This is a genomic window from Sphingobium sp. S6, from assembly GCF_905120495.1.
Classification (GTDB): Bacteria; Pseudomonadota; Alphaproteobacteria; order Sphingomonadales; family Sphingomonadaceae; genus Sphingobium; species Sphingobium agri.
Map to the genome: position 1 here is coordinate 748,214 of NZ_CAJHOG010000001.1, position 18,454 is coordinate 766,667.

General features: G+C 60.6%; 19 protein-coding genes. 9 read left to right on the forward strand and 10 right to left on the reverse strand.

Translation table 11 applies throughout. The features are described 5' to 3' along the window. Positions 1–3: 3 nt before the first annotated feature. Entirely contained in the window at positions 4–684 is a 681-nt protein-coding gene (locus tag SPHS8_RS03775) for a TadE/TadG family type IV pilus assembly protein (protein WP_236574948.1), read from the forward strand. A 57-nt stretch (positions 685–741) separates the two neighbouring features. Here SPHS8_RS03775 and SPHS8_RS03780 read toward each other — a convergent pair whose 3' ends face one another. From SPHS8_RS03780 to eno, 4 genes are all read right to left on the reverse strand, one after another. Continuing rightward, entirely contained in the window at positions 742–2,127 is a 1,386-nt protein-coding gene (locus tag SPHS8_RS03780; RefSeq protein ID WP_201514113.1) for a pyruvate dehydrogenase complex E1 component subunit beta, read from the reverse strand. After that, a complete protein-coding gene (pdhA, locus tag SPHS8_RS03785; RefSeq protein WP_201514115.1) occupies positions 2,127–3,200 on the reverse strand; it encodes a pyruvate dehydrogenase (acetyl-transferring) E1 component subunit alpha in 1,074 nt (357 codons plus the stop codon). Before pdhA ends, SPHS8_RS03780 begins: the two co-directional genes overlap by 1 nt. Before the next feature lie 110 nt (positions 3,201–3,310). Then, complete coding sequence (locus SPHS8_RS03790; protein ID WP_097091656.1) at positions 3,311–3,622, reverse strand: FtsB family cell division protein; 312 nt, start codon at positions 3,620–3,622, stop codon at positions 3,311–3,313. 76 nt (positions 3,623–3,698) lie between these two features. Continuing rightward, complete coding sequence (gene eno / locus SPHS8_RS03795) at positions 3,699–4,973, reverse strand: phosphopyruvate hydratase (protein ID WP_201514117.1); 1,275 nt, start codon at positions 4,971–4,973, stop codon at positions 3,699–3,701. A 207-nt stretch (positions 4,974–5,180) separates the two neighbouring features. Here eno and SPHS8_RS03800 point away from each other — a divergent pair, with 207 nt between their 5' ends. The 5 genes from SPHS8_RS03800 (at position 5,181) to SPHS8_RS03820 (ending at position 7,429) form a co-directional block, all read left to right on the forward strand. After that, complete coding sequence (locus SPHS8_RS03800) at positions 5,181–5,771, forward strand: hypothetical protein (protein WP_201514119.1); 591 nt, start codon at positions 5,181–5,183, stop codon at positions 5,769–5,771. A 53-nt stretch (positions 5,772–5,824) separates the two neighbouring features. After that, a complete protein-coding gene (locus tag SPHS8_RS03805; protein ID WP_201514121.1) occupies positions 5,825–6,205 on the forward strand; it encodes a phage holin family protein in 381 nt (126 codons plus the stop codon). Continuing rightward, complete coding sequence (locus tag SPHS8_RS03810; RefSeq protein ID WP_201514123.1) at positions 6,202–6,525, forward strand: hypothetical protein; 324 nt, start codon at positions 6,202–6,204, stop codon at positions 6,523–6,525. The genes SPHS8_RS03805 and SPHS8_RS03810 overlap by 4 nt, the downstream gene beginning before the upstream one ends. After that, positions 6,518–7,105, forward strand: coding sequence for a DUF883 family protein (locus SPHS8_RS03815; protein WP_201514125.1), 588 nt, complete (start codon positions 6,518–6,520; stop codon positions 7,103–7,105). The genes SPHS8_RS03810 and SPHS8_RS03815 overlap by 8 nt, the downstream gene beginning before the upstream one ends. Before the next feature lie 102 nt (positions 7,106–7,207). Beyond that, positions 7,208–7,429, forward strand: coding sequence for a DUF4170 domain-containing protein (locus SPHS8_RS03820; RefSeq protein ID WP_097091661.1), 222 nt, complete (start codon positions 7,208–7,210; stop codon positions 7,427–7,429). Positions 7,430–7,433: 4 nt separating this feature from the next. Here the strand turns inward: SPHS8_RS03820 and SPHS8_RS03825 are convergent, their stop codons facing one another. From SPHS8_RS03825 to carA, 6 genes are all read right to left on the reverse strand, one after another. After that, a complete protein-coding gene (locus tag SPHS8_RS03825) occupies positions 7,434–8,075 on the reverse strand; it encodes a rhomboid family intramembrane serine protease (protein WP_201514127.1) in 642 nt (213 codons plus the stop codon). Between the two features lie 26 nt (positions 8,076–8,101). Further along, complete coding sequence (gene greA, locus SPHS8_RS03830; protein WP_097091663.1) at positions 8,102–8,578, reverse strand: transcription elongation factor GreA; 477 nt, start codon at positions 8,576–8,578, stop codon at positions 8,102–8,104. Positions 8,579–8,658: 80 nt separating this feature from the next. Continuing rightward, positions 8,659–11,994: a carbamoyl-phosphate synthase large subunit gene (gene carB, locus SPHS8_RS03835; RefSeq protein ID WP_201514129.1), complete on the reverse strand. Its 3,336-nt coding sequence runs from the start codon at positions 11,992–11,994 to the stop codon at positions 8,659–8,661. Beyond that, complete coding sequence (locus SPHS8_RS03840; RefSeq protein WP_201514130.1) at positions 11,994–12,305, reverse strand: hypothetical protein; 312 nt, start codon at positions 12,303–12,305, stop codon at positions 11,994–11,996. Before SPHS8_RS03840 ends, carB begins: the two co-directional genes overlap by 1 nt. After that, entirely contained in the window at positions 12,305–12,673 is a 369-nt protein-coding gene (locus SPHS8_RS03845) for a ribonuclease E inhibitor RraB (RefSeq protein ID WP_201514131.1), read from the reverse strand. Before SPHS8_RS03845 ends, SPHS8_RS03840 begins: the two co-directional genes overlap by 1 nt. After that, positions 12,670–13,833 carry a glutamine-hydrolyzing carbamoyl-phosphate synthase small subunit gene (gene carA / locus SPHS8_RS03850; protein WP_201514133.1) on the reverse strand — a complete coding sequence of 388 codons (1,164 nt, stop codon included), beginning with the start codon at positions 13,831–13,833 and terminating at the stop codon, positions 12,670–12,672. The genes SPHS8_RS03845 and carA overlap by 4 nt, the downstream gene beginning before the upstream one ends. Positions 13,834–13,988: 155 nt before the next feature. On the opposite strand from carA, the gene SPHS8_RS03855 reads away from it, so the two are divergent. Genes SPHS8_RS03855 through rpoD form a run of 3 tightly spaced genes read left to right on the forward strand, consistent with a single transcriptional unit; the run spans position 13,989 to position 18,421 of the window. Next, positions 13,989–14,441, forward strand: coding sequence for a GatB/YqeY domain-containing protein (locus tag SPHS8_RS03855; RefSeq protein ID WP_201514134.1), 453 nt, complete (start codon positions 13,989–13,991; stop codon positions 14,439–14,441). 12 nt (positions 14,442–14,453) lie between these two features. Further along, positions 14,454–16,331: a DNA primase gene (gene dnaG, locus SPHS8_RS03860; protein WP_201514135.1), complete on the forward strand. Its 1,878-nt coding sequence runs from the start codon at positions 14,454–14,456 to the stop codon at positions 16,329–16,331. A gap of 41 nt (positions 16,332–16,372) precedes the next feature. Then, positions 16,373–18,421: an RNA polymerase sigma factor RpoD gene (rpoD, locus tag SPHS8_RS03865; RefSeq protein WP_201514136.1), complete on the forward strand. Its 2,049-nt coding sequence runs from the start codon at positions 16,373–16,375 to the stop codon at positions 18,419–18,421. The last annotated feature ends 33 nt before the right edge of the window (positions 18,422–18,454 follow it).

The window sequence follows — 18,454 nt, forward strand, 5'->3', positions numbered from 1 at the left end:
CTGATGAGCGACTCTTCCATCACCTCTGCCAACCCGACCGTTCCTGCTTATGTAAGGTATGGGCGCGGCACGCTCCAATGCCAAAGCGGCGTCGCCTTGATCGAGTTCGCTTTATCCCTTCCTATTCTGTTGATCCTGGCGTCCTCCGGAATAGAGCTTATCAACTATGCGCTAACTGTAAAAAGAGTTGGTGAACTTGCCGCGATGGTGGCGGATAATGCTTCACGCATGGGTGCCCAGAGCGTCATCAACAACAAGCCTATTAGCGAAGCGGAAATCAATGACGTTTTCATAGGCGCAGATCTTCAGGGGGCCGGATTAAACTTAAGCCAAAACGGAAAGATCGTTCTTTCCAGTTTGCAGCAGAATGGCAGTGGCGGGCAGATGATCAAATGGCAGCGCTGCTATGGGGGGAATGCCTATCATTCGGCTTACGGTCCGGAAAATACCGGCTCGACCGGGAACAGTTTCGCAGGGATGGGGCCGACCGGGCAAGAGATCAAAGCTGCTTCAGGCACAGCGGTGATGGTTGTCGAAATCAACTATACCTATAAACGCCTGATGCCCATCATTTCTTTGCCGCTGAGAGATATCACTGATTTTTCCGCATTTAACGTGAGAGACAGCCGCGATCTCGGCAATCCGCAAAACACCGAAAATGTCACGCGCTCGATCTGTACTTAAATTGCAGTGAGAAGAACAAGAAGAGGGAGGTAACCACCCTCCCCCCCTTATAGACTTTCACCGATAACACACTTTCTTAACCGCAGTGACGACGCGCGCGGCATCAATCAGCGCGGCTTTTTCCAGATTGGCGGCATAGGGCAGCGGTACGTCTTCGTTGGTGACGCGCAGCACTGGAGCATCGAGATCGTCGAAGCCTTTTTCCATCACGACCGCAGCAATCTCCGACGCGATTGAGCAGACCGGCCAGCCTTCTTCGACCACCACGAGGCGATTTGTCTTTTTCAAGCTTTCGAGCACAGTCGCCGTGTCGAGCGGCCGGAGGGTGCGCAGGTCGATGACCTCCGCTTCGATGCCCTCTCCTGCAAGTTGCTCGGCTGCTTCGAGCGCGACACCGACGCCGATCGAATAGCTGACCAGCGTTACATCCTTGCCCTCGCGCATGATGCGGGCCTTGCCGATGGGGAGGACATAGTCGTCCACCTTGGGCACGTCGAAGCTGCGCCCGTAGACCAACTCGTTTTCGAGGAAAACTACCGGGTCCTCCGAGCGGATCGCCGCCTTCAGCAATCCCTTGGCGTCAGCAGCGTCATAAGGGGCAATCACGATCAGGCCGGGGACTGACGCGTACCAGGGACCGTAATTCTGACTATGCTGGGCCGCTACGCGGCTGGCGGCGCCGTTGGGACCGCGAAACACGATCGGACAACGCATCTGCCCGCCGGACATGTAATTGGTCTTTGCCGCCGAGTTGATGATATGGTCGATGGCCTGCATGGCGAAGTTGAACGTCATGAACTCGATCACGGGACGCAGGCCGCCCATGGCTGCGCCGGTGCCGACGCCTGCAAAGCCATATTCCGTGATCGGCGTATCGATGACGCGCCTGTCGCCGAATTCCTCGAGAAGGCCTTGAGTGACTTTATATGCGCCCTGATATTCGGCGACTTCCTCACCCATGACGAACACGCGGTCATCGCGGCGCATTTCTTCGGCCATGGCATCGCGGAGCGCTTCGCGAACAGTCGTCTTCACAAATTCCGTGCCTTCGGGAAGGTCGGGATCAGCAACACTGGCCTTCGCTTCCGACGCGAGCTTGGAAGTTCCGCTCTCAGCCTTTTTCGGGGCTTCGGGAGCCACTTCCGGTTTTGCCGGAGGGGCGCTTTCTTCTGCCCTGGGTGCCGCTGTGACACTATCGCCACCCTCGCCGGCCATCGTCGCGATGACGGTGCCTACCTTCACGCCTTCCGTCCCTTCAGGAATGACGATCGCGCCGATCTTTCCTTCATCGACCGCTTCAAATTCCATCGTCGCCTTGTCCGTTTCAATCTCGGCAAGAATGTCGCCGGAACGGACTTCGTCGCCTTCCTTGACGAGCCACTTGGCCAGCGTGCCTTCCTCCATGGTGGGGGACAGTGCCGGCATCTTGATTTCAATACCCATCAATATTGCTCCACCAGCACGTCGGTATAGAGTTCGGCCATGTCCGGCTCGGGCGAGGTTTCAGCGAAGTCCGCCGCCTCGCTCACGACCTTCCGAATGTCCTGATCGATCTTCTTGAGTTCGTCTTCACTCACACCGGCGTCGGCCAGATATTTCTTCACGCCCTCGATCGGGTCCGATTTGTCACGCATCGCCTGCACTTCCTCGCGCGAGCGGTACTTGGCAGGATCGGACATGGAATGGCCGCGATAGCGATAGGTTTTCATCTCGAGCAGGATCGGGCCATTGCCGCCCTGCACCCACTTAAGCGCTTCCTCCGTGGCGCCGCGGACCGCCAGCACATCCATGCCGTTGACCTGAATGCCCGGAATGCGGAAACTCTCACCGCGACGATAGAGCTGATCTTCGGCCGAAGAGCGATTGACGCTCGTGCCCATGGCGTACTGGTTGTTCTCGATCACGAAGATGATCGGCAGCTTCCATAGCTCGGCCATGTTGAAGCTTTCGTAGACCTGGCCCTGGTTGGCGGCGCCGTCGCCGAAATAGGCGACGCAGACGCCGCCATCTCCATTATATTTATGCGCAAAGCCAAGGCCTGCGCCGAGCGAAACCTGAGCGCCGACGATGCCGTGGCCGCCAAAGAATTTATGTTCGACGCTGAACATGTGCATCGAACCGCCCTTGCCCCGGGAAATGCCAGCTTCCCGACCCGTCAATTCAGCCATGATGACATTGGGATCAATCCCATAGGCGAGCATATGGCCATGATCGCGATAGCCGGTGATAACGCTGTCTTTGCCAGGCTGAAGCGCGGATTGGATGCCCACCGCGACAGCTTCCTGACCGATATAGAGGTGGCAAAAACCGCCAATCAGGCCGAGACCATAGAGTTGGCCTGCCTTTTCCTCGAAACGGCGAATGAGGACCATCTGCCGATAGAATTCCAGCAACTCTTCCTTCGTGGCCTTGTAATCCGAAGGAGTTTCGGGGCGAGGCCGGTTGTGATCCGCGCTGGCAGGGCTTTGCGCCTTTGCGTTTGCGCGCGAAGGACGCGGCGTCGTTGGTTTCGCCAAGGCTCTTATCCTTTTGCCTGGTGATGGATGGAAGGAAGCCCGATATAGCGACAGACATGCCCGGATTGCAACGCCGCAGCCCGCCTAATAACGCCCTGAAGCGGCGCGAATCAGTTGAGCGGCACGATCACTTCGTCATGGTGGATCACGCCGAGCTGCCGACGGATCAATTCATCGCTAAGATCAGGATCTACACGGCGCGGGTTGAGCAGGTCGACGCGGTTGCGAAGCTCATGCCGCTGCGCTTCGACAGATCGAAGTTCGCCTTGGGCGCGATGAAGCTGCCGGGAGTAATCGCCCCAGGCAAGAACACCGTTTGAACCAAGCACGACATATCCGGCAAAGAAAAGCAGCAGCAGGACAGCGATAGCAGGCCCGAACGCCGAAAATAACAACATGCGGAGCTTCGCGATGTGCGCCATGGAACAGTTGAATCACAGGCCGGAGCCGGCCGCAAGAAAAAACTCGTTAACTTGCGGCCGGGAGTTGAAATAAAGGTCAGCGAAAGATGGAGCGCCCGGCGTAAACCGCGACGTCGCCCAGTTCCTCTTCGATGCGGATCAGCTGATTATATTTGGCGAGCCGGTCCGACCGGGCGAGCGATCCCGTCTTGATCTGACCACAGTTGGTGGCAACAGCGAGGTCGGCGATGGTGGCATCCTCGGTTTCGCCGGAGCGGTGTGACATGACGGCGGTGTAGCGCGCGCGATGCGCCATATCGACCGCTGCCAGGGTTTCGGTAAGCGAACCGATCTGGTTCACCTTCACCAGAAGCGAGTTCGCAAGACCCTTGCCGATACCCATTTCCAGGCGCTTGGGATTGGTCACGAAGAGGTCGTCACCGACCAGCTGAACCTTGCCGCCGATCTTGTCGGTCAGCGCCTTCCAGCCTTCGAAATCATCCTCGCTCATGCCGTCTTCGATCGACTTGATCGGATAGTCAGCGCAGAGCGCTGCCAGATAATCCGCCATTTCGACGGGGCTCAGCGACAAGCCTTCGCCGGAAATTTCATATCTGCCGTTCTTGAAGAACTCCGTCGCAGCGCAGTCCAGGGCAAGGACGACGTCATCACCCGGCTTGTAACCGGCCTTCTCGACCGACAGCATGATGAAATCGAGCGCGTCACGCGTCGAGGCGATGTTGGGAGCAAAGCCACCTTCGTCGCCTACCGAAGTGGCAAGGCCTTTGTCGTGAAGCCCCTTCTTCAGCGTGTGGAAGATTTCCGCGCCGATGCGAACCGCGTCGGCGATGCTTTCCGCGCCGACTGGCATGATCATGAATTCCTGGAAGTCGATCGGATTGTCGGCATGCTCGCCGCCGTTGATGATGTTCATCATCGGCACCGGCAGGACATGGGCCGATACGCCGCCGACATAGCGGTAGAGGGGCAGACCCCGAGCATCCGCAGCAGCCTTGGCCGTCGCAAGGCTGACGCCCAGGATAGCGTTCGCGCCCAAGCGGCCCTTATTTTCAGTGCCGTCGAGCGCGATCATGGCTGCGTCGACTTCCGCCTGGTCTTCCGCATCGAGGCCGATCAACTGCTCGGCAATCTCGTCATTGACCGCGGCCACCGCCGCCAGAACGCCCTTGCCGAGATATTTGCTTTGGTCGCCGTCGCGTTTTTCCACCGCTTCATAGGCGCCCGTCGAAGCGCCAGAGGGAACGGCCGCGCGCCCGAAGCTGCCATCTTCCAGCATGACATCGACTTCGACCGTGGGATTGCCCCGGCTGTCGAGTATCTGACGAGCGTGGATATCGAGAATGGCGGTCATGGTCGCTCCCTGAATGCTGCAATGCGCCTGAAATCGCGCTCCGCTTAGCCAGCGCCTTCCACCTTGGCAATGCGGGGCTTGCATGGACTCGAAAAATGCCGATGCTCAAATTAGTAACGGCAACGGAACTGTGTGCCGCCGCGAGCATTGAGGACGCATATCCGATCGCCCGCAACGCGACCCATAATATCTGAGGAGACTAGGACGATGGCCGACACCCCGGAAACCCCGCCCACCAAGCGTACGAAGAAGGCCGCACCTGCCGAGCCGGCCAAGGGCGCACCGGTCGCGACCCGTGAAGTGACACCGACCGCGCCGATCAAAACGGCAGCCACGAAGCCGGGAAATGGCGCTGCGTCCCAGGGCTGGTCCGCGCAGATCGCTCCGCTGAAGGAGCAGGCGGAAAAGGCCGCTCGTACAGCAGCCGACAAACTTAACAGCGTCGATTGGAAAACGCATATCGACCCGTTGAAAGACCAGGCCACGAAGACTGCGCTCTCGGCGGCGGGCGTTGCCAAGGACAAGACCGGCACGGCTATGCAAAGCCTGGCGAAGCTGATCACGGACACTGCCGGGACCGTCGATGCCAAGCTTGGCCCCCAATATGGCGACTATGCCCGACAGGCGGCCGAAGCGGTGGCTGGGGCAGCCGACACGCTGGATAGCAAGGACGTCGACCAGCTGATGGCCGAAGCCAAGGATTTCGTGCGCAAGAGCCCTGCGGTTGCGATCGGCGCGGCGGCAGTCGTCGGCTTTGTGTTGATGCGGCTCGCCAAAGGGTCTGACGACAAGGCTTGAGCATAGCATATCGACAATCACGCCAGAGCCCCGACGCTGGGGCGGAGGGGCTTTTGACTGAAGAACCAAGCCTGGTAGCCGCGCCTCCCGACGCCGAATATGAGCAGCAGCAGGACAGCGTCCGCGCGGCTTTCACCAAATTATACGCCGACGGGCGCGCTTATGCCGACGCGGAAATCGAGCGGCAAAAGCTGCGGGCGGGCATCGCGGGGGCTGGCATCCGCGACGCCACGATCTTTGCGGTAGCCGGTTTCATGCTCAGCTTTGCAGGATTGATCGCCTTTCTGGTGGGGATGGTTCTGATGTTGAGCCCCCGTCTTGGCCCCGGCTGGGCGGCAGTGGTAGTGCTGGGATCAACCTTGCTCTTGACGCTCCTGCTGCTGCTGCTTGCCAAAGCCCGGATTTCGCGCATGCGGAGGGCCATCAAGCCATGAATGGAACGGAACAATATCGCCTGGCTACCGCGAGAGCCGAGCAGAAAAAGGCGCGGTTCCTGGCCAGCGTTTCAGCGGCGAAGGAACGCGTGAAACCTCGCCGGCTGAAGCGGGATATCAAGGAGAAGGCTGTAAGCGGCATCCACAATGGACGCGCTTATGTCACCGACAAGGTGAAGCAGCAGCCGGTTGCAGTTGGAGCGACGGCCACTGCTATTCTGATTTACCTCTTCCGCCGCCCCATTTCGGCACTTTTCAAACGGACATACGTTCGGATTACTAATCGTAACCCGGAGAGAGCGGAGACTGACGATGGCTGACATTCAAGCTCAGATTGCGCGCGTGCGCGACGCAGCGAACGACATTGCCGGAACGGCGACTGACAAGTTCCGGGACACGACAGGAAAGGCGAGAGACAATGCTGCGGAGTTGATCCAGACCGGCCGTGATCGCGCTGGCGACGCCTACAGTGACGTGCGCGACCGGACTCAACGCGTCGCAGCTCGTGCAAATGAGATCGTTCAGGAACATCCTGTTGCGGCGGTCGCTGGCGCGGTAGCCGCCGGGGCAATCGTCGCATGGATGTTCCCGAAGAGCCGCACGGTCATGAAGGCGCTTCCGGGCCTTGCTGTTACGGCGGGAAGCCGTGTCGTGGAAGCAGCTCTTGCTGCGAGCGCCGCAGCTGCACAAGGTGCGGAGAACATCAAATCGAGTGCGAGCGAAGCGCTTCACAGCGCGCAAGACAGCGCGAGCAAGGCCGCCGCATCGGCTCGCGATGCCGCTGCTTCAGCCGACATCAGCGGCACGGCATCTCGGGTGGCCGATGACTTCGTGGCGCTGGTTACCAGCAAGATCGATGCGGTCAGCGACGCATTGAAGGCGCGCTTGCCGAAACGGTAATTGCCTGGCCCTAGAAAGCACGCCGACCTATGTGACGAAGCCTTGGACAGGAGTGGCGCCGTTGCTAAAGTGCCGCTCCTTCCTTGGGAGACACGAAACATCATGAGCAAACTCCACCTCGTTATGGGCGGGCGCGTCAAAGATCCTCAGACGCTGGAATTTGAAGATTTAGGCTCGATCGACGTAGTTGGAGTCTTCCCGGATTATGCATCGGCTGAAAATGCATGGCGTGGCGCCGCGCAGCGCACGGTGGATGACGCAGAGATGCGTTATGTGATCGTTCACCTGCACCGGCTGCTCGAACCGGAACTGCCGCAGGCCTGAGCGTTCAAATCAGAGGCTTGGGGCCCTTGCGAAATCGCCAGAGGAGCAAGGGCCGCGTCAGAACGAGGCCTGCGAGGAACCCCCCGATATGAGCGGCGATCGCGATCTGTCCCAGATCGCCCAATCCGCCACGCGCGGACGCTAGGCCAATCATAAGCTGGAGAATGATCCAGCCTGCGGCGAGCCACATGATGCGCAGGAAATTGGCGGAAAATGGACCGATGCGCCGAACAGCGCGCTGGCCGTAGAGCAGTGCATAGGTTGCGAGAATTGCCGATATGGCGCCGCTCGCCCCCACCATAGGGTTGGGAGAAGCAGGACCGAAGACCCATTGCAGCAAAGCCGCGCCATAGGCTCCTGCAACATAGAGGATCAGAACCGCTCTCTTTTGCAACACCTGCTCAACCTGCCGCCCGCAAAAGACCAGCATCAGCAAATTGAAACCGATGTGCAGCCAACCGGCATGTATCAGAGTGCAACTGAGTGGCGTCAGCCAAGCGGGCACCGCATCCGCGCCTGCAAGAAGCTGAGGATCACCGATGCGAGCGGGAATGAATCCCCCAAGGATGGCGGCCGTGTCTACCTGACCTGTGAACAGCAGCAACAGAAACGCGGCGAACGTTATCGCCGCGATCCCATCAGTCATACGGCCAGATGGCAGCTTCACTGGCTTTAGATGAATTCGATCTTGTCGATGAGGTAGAATTTGTCGCCGGAGGGAACCGACACTTCAACCTCTTCGCCGACCTGGCGGCTGATGAGCGCGCGGCCAAGCGGGCTGTTATAGCTGATCATGCCAAGCTTTGCGTCTGCCTCCGCCTGGCCGACGATCTGATATTTGACCGGCTTGTCGTCCTCATCAAGCAGCGTCACGGTGGCACCGAACACGACCTTGTCCCCGGACAGCGTCTTGGGATCGATGATCTGGGCACGCGACAGCTTGTCCTCTAGGTCCGCGATCGTCGCTTCGACCTGACCCTGCCGCTCCTTCGCCGCGTGATATTCGGCGTTTTCGGACAAATCGCCATGCGCGCGAGCTTCCTCGATGGCGTCCACGATCAAAGGCCGCTCGGCCTTAAGTTCGCGGAGCTGCTCATTGAGCTTGTCATAGCCCATCTGCAGCATCGGCATCTTCTCGACGGTCGCCATTCTTGCAAATCCTTCGTCAAAACTTCCCTTTGGCGGCTCCAACTCGGAGCCACCCGCAGCGTGCTTCCTTGTGCAGGGGATCAGGCTTGCGACATGGGATAATAGGACTGGAGCGATCGCACTTCAAGGGCATGGCCCCGAAGCGCCTCGATCGCATCCGCTGCCGCGAGGCTTGCGGCGGCCGTGGTGAAGCTTGCTACCTTGGCGCGGAGAGCGCTGGTGCGGATCGCCTTGCTGTCCTTCAGAGACTGCCAGCCTTCGGTCGTGTTGAAGATCAGGTCGATGTCGCCATCGGTGATCTTGTCGACGATGTGTGGACGGCCCTCCGCCACCTTGTTGACCGGCTGAACGGCGATGCCCTGCTCTTCCAGATAGCGCGCTGTGCCGCCAGTTGCGACGATGGTGAAGCCCAGGTTTGAGAGCTTCTGCACGGCAGGCAGGATGACGGGTTTGTCGCTGTCCTTCACCGACACGAAAGCCGTGCCGTTTTTCGGCAGGACAGTGCCCGCGCCGAGCTGGGCCTTGGCGAAGGCGGTCGCGAAATTGCTGTCGATGCCCATGACTTCGCCGGTGCTCTTCATTTCTGGCGAGAGGACCGGATCTACGCCGGGGAAGCGAGCGAAGGGGAAGACGGCTTCCTTAACTGCAATATGATTTATAGAATTGCGGTCGATTTTTGGGAGGGCCTTGAGCTTCTCTCCGGCCATGACGCGGCTGGCGATCTTGGCGATGGGGGTGCCGATTGCCTTGGCGACGAAGGGGACGGTGCGGCTGGCGCGGGGGTTTACCTCAATTAGGTAAACAATGTTGTCCTTTACGGCATATTGTATGTTCATGAGGCCGCGGACCGACAAAGCGCGCGCGAGAACGTCGGTTTGACGCTCAATTTCAGCGATAACGTCGCTGGAAAGGCTGTAGGGCGGCAAGGAACAAGCGGAATCGCCCGAATGGACGCCCGCTTCCTCGATATGCTGGAGGACGCCCGCGACCACCACATCTTCGCCGTCGCAGAGCGCGTCGACGTCCACTTCGGTCGCGTCGCGCAGATATTGGTCGATCAACACCGGAGAGTCGCCCGACACCTGAACGGCGGTGGCGATATATTCCTCAAGCTGGGCCTGGCCGTCGACGATCTCCATGGCGCGACCACCGAGGACGTAGGACGGACGCATCAGGACCGGGTAGCCGATGCGGTTGGCGACCGCGATCGCCTCCTCGCGGCTGCGGGCGATGCCGTTGGCGGGCTGCTTCAGCTTCAGCTTGTCGATGAGGGCGGCGAAACGCTCGCGGTCTTCGGCAAGGTCAATGGCGTCCGGCGAGGTGCCGAGGATGGGAACCCCTGCGTCCTCCAGAGCCTGCGCCAGCTTGAGCGGAGTCTGGCCGCCGAACTGGACGATGACGCCCGCAAGCGTGCCGTTCGACATCTCGACGCTCATGATTTCGAGCACATCCTCGGCCGTCAGCGGCTCGAAATAGAGACGGTCGGATGTGTCATAGTCGGTCGACACGGTTTCCGGGTTGCAGTTGACCATGATCGTCTCATAGCCCGCATCCGCCAGCGCAAAGCAGGCGTGGACGCAGCAATAATCGAACTCGATCCCCTGCCCGATCCGGTTTGGACCGCCGCCAAGGATTACGACCTTCTTACGATCGCTGGGCTGCGCCTCATTCTCCGCCTCACCGAACAGCGGCGCTTCATAGGTCGAGTACATGTAGGGCGTCTTGGCCTCGAACTCGGCGGCGCAAGTGTCGATGCGCTTGAAGACGGGACGCACGCCGAGCTTGTGGCGGAGGCTCCGCACTTCCGCTTCGGTGACGCCGCCGGTCATGGCCTTGACCGCTTCGTGGATCAGGCCCGAACCGCGCGCGATGCCGCGTTCCATGCCGCGCAGATTGGCGGACTTGAGCGCCAGATGAGCAAGACGCTGGTCGGAAAAGCCCATCGCCTTCAGGCGGCGCATGCCGTCCGCATCCTGCGGCAGGCCGTTTGCCAGCACTTCCGCTTCTGCGTCGATGATTTCCTTGATCCGCTCCAGGAACCAGGGATCGAACTTGGCGATGCTGTGGATTTCGGCGACGCTGAGCCCTTCGCGGAGGGCCTGGGCAGCGACCAGCAGACGGTCGGGCGTCGGCTGCGCGAGAGCGGCGACGATGTCGTCCTTGGGCGCGCCTACCAGATGCGCCACCTCGTCGAAGCCGCAGAGGCCGGTTTCGAGGCCGCGCAGCGCCTTCTGCATCGATTCATGGATGTTGCGGCCGATCGCCATCACCTCACCCACCGACTTCATGGCGGTGCCGAGCAGCGGCTCGCTGCCCTTGAACTTTTCGAAGGCGAAGCGCGGGATCTTGGTTACGACATAGTCGATGGTCGGTTCGAACGAAGCCGGGGTCGCACCGGTAATGTCGTTCTCGATCTCATCGAGCGTATAGCCGACAGCGAGCTTTGCCGCGACCTTGGCGATTGGGAAGCCGGTTGCCTTCGACGCGAGCGCCGAAGAGCGGCTGACGCGCGGGTTCATTTCGATGACGATCAGGCGGCCGTCCTTCGGATTGACCGCGAACTGTACGTTGGAACCACCTGTTTCCACACCGATTTCACGCAGCACCGCGATGCTCGCGTTGCGCATGATCTGATATTCCTTGTCAGTCAGCGTCAGCGCTGGCGCGACGGTGATGGAGTCACCGGTGTGGACGCCCATCGGATCGACATTTTCGATCGAGCAGATGATGATGGCGTTGTCGTTGCGATCGCGCACGACCTCCATCTCATATTCTTTCCAGCCGAGCAGCGATTCCTCGATCAGCACCTCGGTTGTGGGGGACGCGTCGAGACCTTCGGCGACGATCCGCTTGAACTCTTCCTTGTTATAGGCAACGCCGCCGCCGGTGCCGCCGAGCGTGAAGCTGGGGCGGATGATGGACGGCAGGCCAGTGAATTCCAGCGCCTCCATCGCCTCTTCCATCGTGTGGGCGATGCGCGAGCGGGCGGATTCCAGACCGATCTTGTCCATCGCGTCGCGGAATTTCAGGCGATCTTCTGCCTTGTCGATAGCTTGCGCGTCGGCGCCGATCATCTTGACGCCGAACTTGTCCAGCGTGCCGTCATTAAAGAGCGCGAGCGCGGTGTTGAGCGCCGTTTGGCCGCCCATGGTCGGCAGCACAGCGTCCGGGCGTTCCTTCTCGATGATCTTCGCCACGATTTCGGGCGTGATCGGCTCGACATAGGTCGCGTCGGCAAATTCCGGGTCGGTCATGATGGTGGCCGGGTTGGAATTCACCAGGATGATGCGATAGCCCTCCTCCTTAAGCGCCTTCACCGCCTGCGTGCCCGAATAGTCGAACTCGCAAGCCTGGCCGATGATGATCGGGCCAGCGCCGATGATGAGGATGGAGGAGATGTCGGTGCGTTTGGGCATTAGTTTATAATCACCGTGATAGGATAATCGATTTCAATACCTTCGGCTTTCGCCCGAGGTATCAGGCAACCGTGGATACGCGACTGCCGCGCAACAAGTTTTCCATGGCCGGGCGGCTCAGCGCCAAAATAAAGCCCTGTCTCATGGTATTCTCGCAAACGAATGGCGGCTAACCAGTGACTGCTTGTGAAGCGTAGATTTTTGATCCCGCACTGCTCAGCAATCTCAACAATACGTTCTGAAGAGGGCTGACAAGCCGCGAGGCATCCTACGGCAGCCAATGAAACGGGCTTGTAGATTTTCCGTCCCATCAATGCACGCCCCCCGTCCGGGCCTCGCAACCCCAGCCGTCATATTCGACGCCGCATAGGATTTCGATCTGGAGGCATTTCTTGGTCAGGGCGCGGATCGACTGCTCATCGACCGGCTGCTCGCATTCGAGGAAGAGGAACAGGTCGCCATCCTCATCCTCTTCGCGGTCCAGTTCGACAAAGCCGAACTGGCTGGCGATGGTGAGAACACGCTCGAAATCCTTTTCGCTGCCCTTGAAGCTGACATCGACCGGACGCGACAAACGCGCCACGTCGCCATTCGCGGCGAGATTGGCGAGGACTTGACTATCCGCCTCCCACTCTGCCGCGAGGCGGGCTTCGTCAACAGGGGGCAGGTTTTGGCTCACTTAAGCCCCTCAACGAAGCGCTGGAACAGGTAGAAGCTGTCCTGTGGGCCGGGCGAGGCTTCGGGGTGATACTGGACCGAGAAAGCTTTCTTGTCGGTCAGTTCGATGCCGCAATTGCTGCCGTCGAAGAGCGACACATGGGTCGGCTTGACGTTCGCGGGCAGCGTGTCGCTATCGACTGCAAAGCCGTGGTTCATCGAGGTGATCTCGACCAGCCCATCCCCAAGGCGCTTGACGGGGTGGTTCGCGCCACGATGGCCCTGGTGCATCTTGACCGTCTTGGCACCAGCCGCGAGCGCCAGCATCTGGTGGCCGAGGCAGATGCCGAAGACCGGCTTGTCGGCTTCCAGCACTTGTCTGATGACAGGCACGGCATATTCGCCAGTCGCGGCCGGATCGCCGGGGCCGTTGGAGAGGAACACGCCGTCGGGCTTCTGCTCCATCACCTGCTCGTAAGTGGCGGTGGCGGGGAGAACGGTGACACGGGCGCCGGCCTTTACCAGGTTGCGGAAGATGTTGTTCTTCGCGCCATAGTCGATGGCTACGACATGGGGGCGATCGTCCGCCGCCTCATCCTTGCCGTAGCCATGCCCAAGTTTCCACACGCCGTCTTTCCAGAGGCGGCTTTCCTTGCCAGTGACTTCGATGGCGAGGTCCATGCCTTCAAGGCCGGGCCAGTTAGCGGCCTTTTCCGCGAGGGCAGCGAGGTCGAAAGTGCCTTCCGGGTCATGGGCGATGACGACGTTGGGCGCGCCCTTCAGGCGGATCATGCGGGTGAGCGCGCGGGTGTCCACGCCGGAAAGACCGATGCGGCCATTTTCACGCATCCACTGGTCGAAGGGTTCGACGTTGCGGAAATTGCTGGGCTCCGTCACGTCCTGGCGCACGACGCAGCCGAGGGCGAAGGGGTTGTCCGCTTCGACGTCATCCAGGTTCGTGCCGACGTTGCCGATATGCGGGAAGGTGAAGGTGACGATCTGCCCGGCATAGCTGGGGTCGGTCATCACTTCCTGATAGCCGGTCATGGCGGTGTTGAAGCAGAGTTCGCCCACCGCTTCGCCGACCGCGCCGAAGCCGCGGCCGAAAACCGCGCTGCCATCGGCGAAAACCAATACCCCTGTCGCTCCTTTGGGCACGGTGAGGGTCTTGGCATCAGCCATGGTCTTAGCGTCCTTCATGCTTTTTGCGGGAACCCGTCTGCAGCGGGTTAAACGGCCGGTCACCTATGCTTGTGAGGCCCCGCGGTCAACCACTGTAAAAAATCTCTTTTGGCGTTATATCTGGTCTTTTCCAGCAGAACAGGATTCGTATCGCCATGATTCGCGAGCAGGTTAAGAGCGCCCAGGTCGAAGCCATGAAGGCGGGGGACAAGGAACGCCTGGCCGCTGTGCGTTTGATCCTGGCGAAGCTGAAGGATCGGGATATCGAGCTGCGGACGGCTTCGAGCGTGCCGGATGACGATACGGTCGTCGTCGAGGTGCTGCAGAAGATGGTGAAGCAGCGGCGCGAATCGATCGAGATGTTCAAGAATGGCGGGCGCGATGAGCTGGCGGCGAAGGAGCAGGCCGAGCTGGGCGTGATCGAGAGCTTCCTGCCGCAGCAACTGAGCGAGGATGAGACGCGCGCTGCGATCGAAGGGATCAAGGCGGAAGTGGGCGCGGAAAGCGTCAAGGACATGGGAAAGGTCATGGCCGTACTGAAGGAGCGGCATGGGGCGGTGATCGATATGAGCAAGGCCAGTGGGCTGGTGAAGGCGGCGCTTAGCTGACATTTAGAGGCCATGAGCCTCTCCCCTGCCTTCCTTGACGAACTGCGCATGCGGACTTCGCTGTCGACGCTGATCGGGCGGACTGTGAAGGTGCAGAAGGCTGGGCGCGAGTATAAGGCGTGCTGTCCTTTTCATAATGAGAAGACGCCGAGCTTCACCATCAATGATGAGAAGGGCTTTTACCACTGCTTTGGCTGTGGGGCGCATGGGGACGCGATCCGGTGGATGACGGATCAGCGCGGCCTGCCCTTCATGGAGGCGGTGAAGGAGCTGGCAGCGGCGGCGGGCATGGATGTGCCTGCGCCCGACCCTCGCGCGGCGAAGCGGGCCGAGCAGGCAAAGGGGCTGCATGACGTCATGGCGGCGGCGCAGGCTTTGTTCGAGGAGCAGCTTGGCGGGATCGAAGGGGCCGAGGCTCGGGAGTATCTGAAGCGGCGCGGGATTAGCGAGGCGACGCGGCGGGCTTTTGGTTTTGGCTTTTCGGCGGATTCGAAGGGGAAGCTGAAGGGCGCGCTGAACGAGTTTGGCGAGCCTATGCTGATCGAGGCGGGGTTGCTGATCGATCCGGATGGTGAGCGCGACTCTTACGACCGGTTCCGGGGGCGGCTGATGTTGCCGATCCGGGACATTCGCGGGCGAGTGATTGCCTTTGGCGGGCGGATTTTGGGTGCGGGTGAACCCAAATATCTGAACTCTCCCGATACGCCGCTCTTCGACAAGGGGCGGACGCTCTACAATATCGATCGGGCTTCTCCGGCGAGCCGCCAGAGTGGGCGGGTGATCGTGGTCGAAGGCTATATGGACGTGATCGCGCTGGCGCAGGCGGGCTTTGGCGAGGCGGTGGCGCCACTGGGCACGGCGTTGACCGAACATCAGATCGAGCGGCTGTGGAAGATGGTCGATGTGCCGCTGCTTTGCTTCGATGGCGATGCGGCGGGGCAGAAGGCGGCGATCCGGGCGGCTACGCGGGCTTTGCCACTGTTGAGGCCGGGGATGAGCCTGGCCTTTGCTACGTTGCCATCGGGGCAGGATCCTGACGACCTGATCCGGGCGGAGGGACCGGGCGCGATGGAGCGGGTGCTGGAGGCGGCGGAACCGCTGGTGGAGCGGCTCTGGGCTTATGAGCAGAGGGCGGCGCCCCTTGATACGCCGGAGCAGCGGGCGGCGCTGAAGCAACGGCTGCGGGCGATCACCGACGCGATCGCGCATCCGGACGTACGGGCGCATTACGTGCAGATATTCCGCGAGCGTTACGACACGATGTTCTTCGCGCGGGCGGCGCAGGCTGGCGCACCCCGGCATCAGCGTGGGACAGGTACGCGGCAAGGGTGGCAGCGCGATCGGCGCGGGAACTGGAAGCCTCCCCTGCCCCCGGTCGGGAACGAAGCGCGGGCTATCGGCGTCAGCGGCATGGAGCAGCGGCTGCTGCGCGCGGTTCTGGCGAGTTTGCTTCGGCACCCCGAGCAAATCGTGCTGCACCGGGAGATGCTTTCCGCGCTCCATATCGGCGATTCGGCACTGGGCGAACTGATGCGCGCAATGATTGCCGCATCGTTCCGGCAAGAAACAGTTGAAACAGAGGGCCTCCTTACCATATTGGGCCAAGGTGAAGTGTATAATATGGCGAAGGGGATGCTCCGGGCCGACACGTTCACATTCACCCCCAGCAGGATGAAGACCGATCCCGGTCGCGTTTCGCGCGACCTGGAGGAAGCTATTCGGGTGATGGCGCAAGGACCGGAGTTGGAGACGGCGCTGGCGGAAGCCACGAGGCGGGCGAAGGAAGACCTTAATGAGGAAACCTTTGCCGAGCAGCAGCGGATCCAACGGTTGAAAATGGATCATGACCAGCGCCTGGCGGAACTGGCGCAGTCCGAAGATATTGTTTGATAGATCGTCCCCGGGCGGGACGATGGAGCTAAGGCGAATAAATGGCGAGCAAGGCGACAGGCAAGGGTGCGGGCGAGGATGTGGATAGCGGCGATGCGCCGCTCCTTGATCTGAACGAGGCTTCGGTCAAGAAGCTGATCGCGCGTGCCAAGAAGCGCGGCTACATCACCTATGACGAACTGAACGATGCCCTGCCGCAGGACCAGATGTCCTCCGAGCAGATCGAGGACATCATGGCCGCGCTCAACGAAATGGGCGTGAACATCGTCGAGAACGAAGAAGCCAGCGAAGACGGCGACGAGCAGCGCGAACGCGAGGATGCCGAAGACGCCGAGGATGATTCGGGCGATGACGATGGCGCGCCCAAGCTCGTCACCGAAAAGAAGAAGGAGACGGTCGATCGCACCGACGACCCGGTGCGCATGTATCTGCGCGAAATGGGTGCCGTCGAGTTGCTCAGCCGCGAGGGCGAAATCGCCATCGCGAAGCGTATCGAGGCTGGCCGGGATACGATGATCCTGGGGTTGTGCGAAAGCCCGACGACCTTCAACGCGATCATCGAATGGTCGACCGCCCTCAACAATGGCGAGATGCAGCTGCGCGAGATTCTGGACCTCGATGCGATGCTTTCGAAGGACCCTGCTCCGGAAAATCTGGAGGAAGGCGCCGAGGATGATGATGGCGAGATCAGCGAGAAGACCGCTGGCCCGAGCTTCAAGGAAGAAGAAGAGCCCGAGGAGGAATCGGCCGATTCGGACGAGGACGAAGACGGCCTGACCGAACGCCGCGCCCGCCGGGTGGAAGAGGAAGAGGAGGAAGACAACACCCTCTCCCTAGCCCAGATGGAAGAGACGCTGAAGCCGATGGCGCTGGAGAAATTCGCGACCATCACCGAAATCTTCCGCGCCTTCTCCAAGGCACAGGAATCGCGCATGGCTGCCATGGCCAATGGCGAGACACTGAGCCAGAAGGCGGAGGACGATTATCAGGAATTGCGCGAGCAGCTGACCGCCGAGGTCGAAAGCGTCCAGTTCCACCAGCAGAAGATCGAATATCTGGTCGATCAGCTTTATGCCTATAACCGGCGCCTGACCGCGCTCGGCGGGCAGATGCTGCGCCTCGCCGAACGGCACAAGGTGAGCCGCAAGGACTTCCTCGATCGCTATGTGAACCATGAACTGGATGATGCCTGGCTCGACAAGGTGCAGGGCCTCGACAAGAAGTGGGCGGCCTTCGCTGCGGCGGAGGGCCGTGCGGTCGAGCGCATCCGTAACGAGGTGAGCGAAATCGCGCAGGCGACCGGCATGTCGCTGGGCGAGTTCCGCCGCATCGTCAACATGGTCCAGAAGGGCGAACGCGAAGCACGTATTGCGAAGAAGGAAATGGTGGAGGCGAACCTGCGCCTCGTCATCTCCATCGCTAAAAAATATACGAACCGTGGCCTGCAATTCCTTGATCTCATTCAGGAAGGCAATATCGGCCTGATGAAGGCGGTCGACAAGTTCGAGTATCGGCGCGGCTACAAGTTCAGCACCTATGCGACCTGGTGGATTCGTCAGGCTATCACCCGGTCGATCGCGGATCAGGCGCGGACCATCCGTATTCCGGTCCACATGATCGAGACGATCAACAAGCTGGTGCGTACGTCCCGCCAGTTCCTGCACGAGCAGGGCCGCGAGCCGACTCCGGAGGAAATGGCCGAGCGCCTATCCATGCCGCTGGAGAAGGTGCGCAAGGTGATGAAGATCGCCAAGGAGCCGATCTCCCTCGAAACGCCGATCGGCGACGAGGAGGATTCGCACCTCGGCGATTTCATCGAGGACAAGAACGCCATCATTCCGGTGGATGCCGCGATCCAGGCGAACCTCAAGGAAACGGTGACGCGCGTTCTGGCTTCGCTGACGCCGCGTGAGGAGCGCGTGCTGCGCATGCGCTTTGGCATCGGCATGAATACCGATCATACGCTGGAAGAAGTGGGCCAGCAGTTCAGCGTGACCCGCGAACGTATTCGCCAGATCGAGGCAAAGGCGCTGCGCAAGCTCAAGCATCCGAGCCGCAGCCGCAAGATGCGCAGCTTCCTCGACCAATAGAGGTCGTTGCACGGCGAAACGAACAGAAAGGGC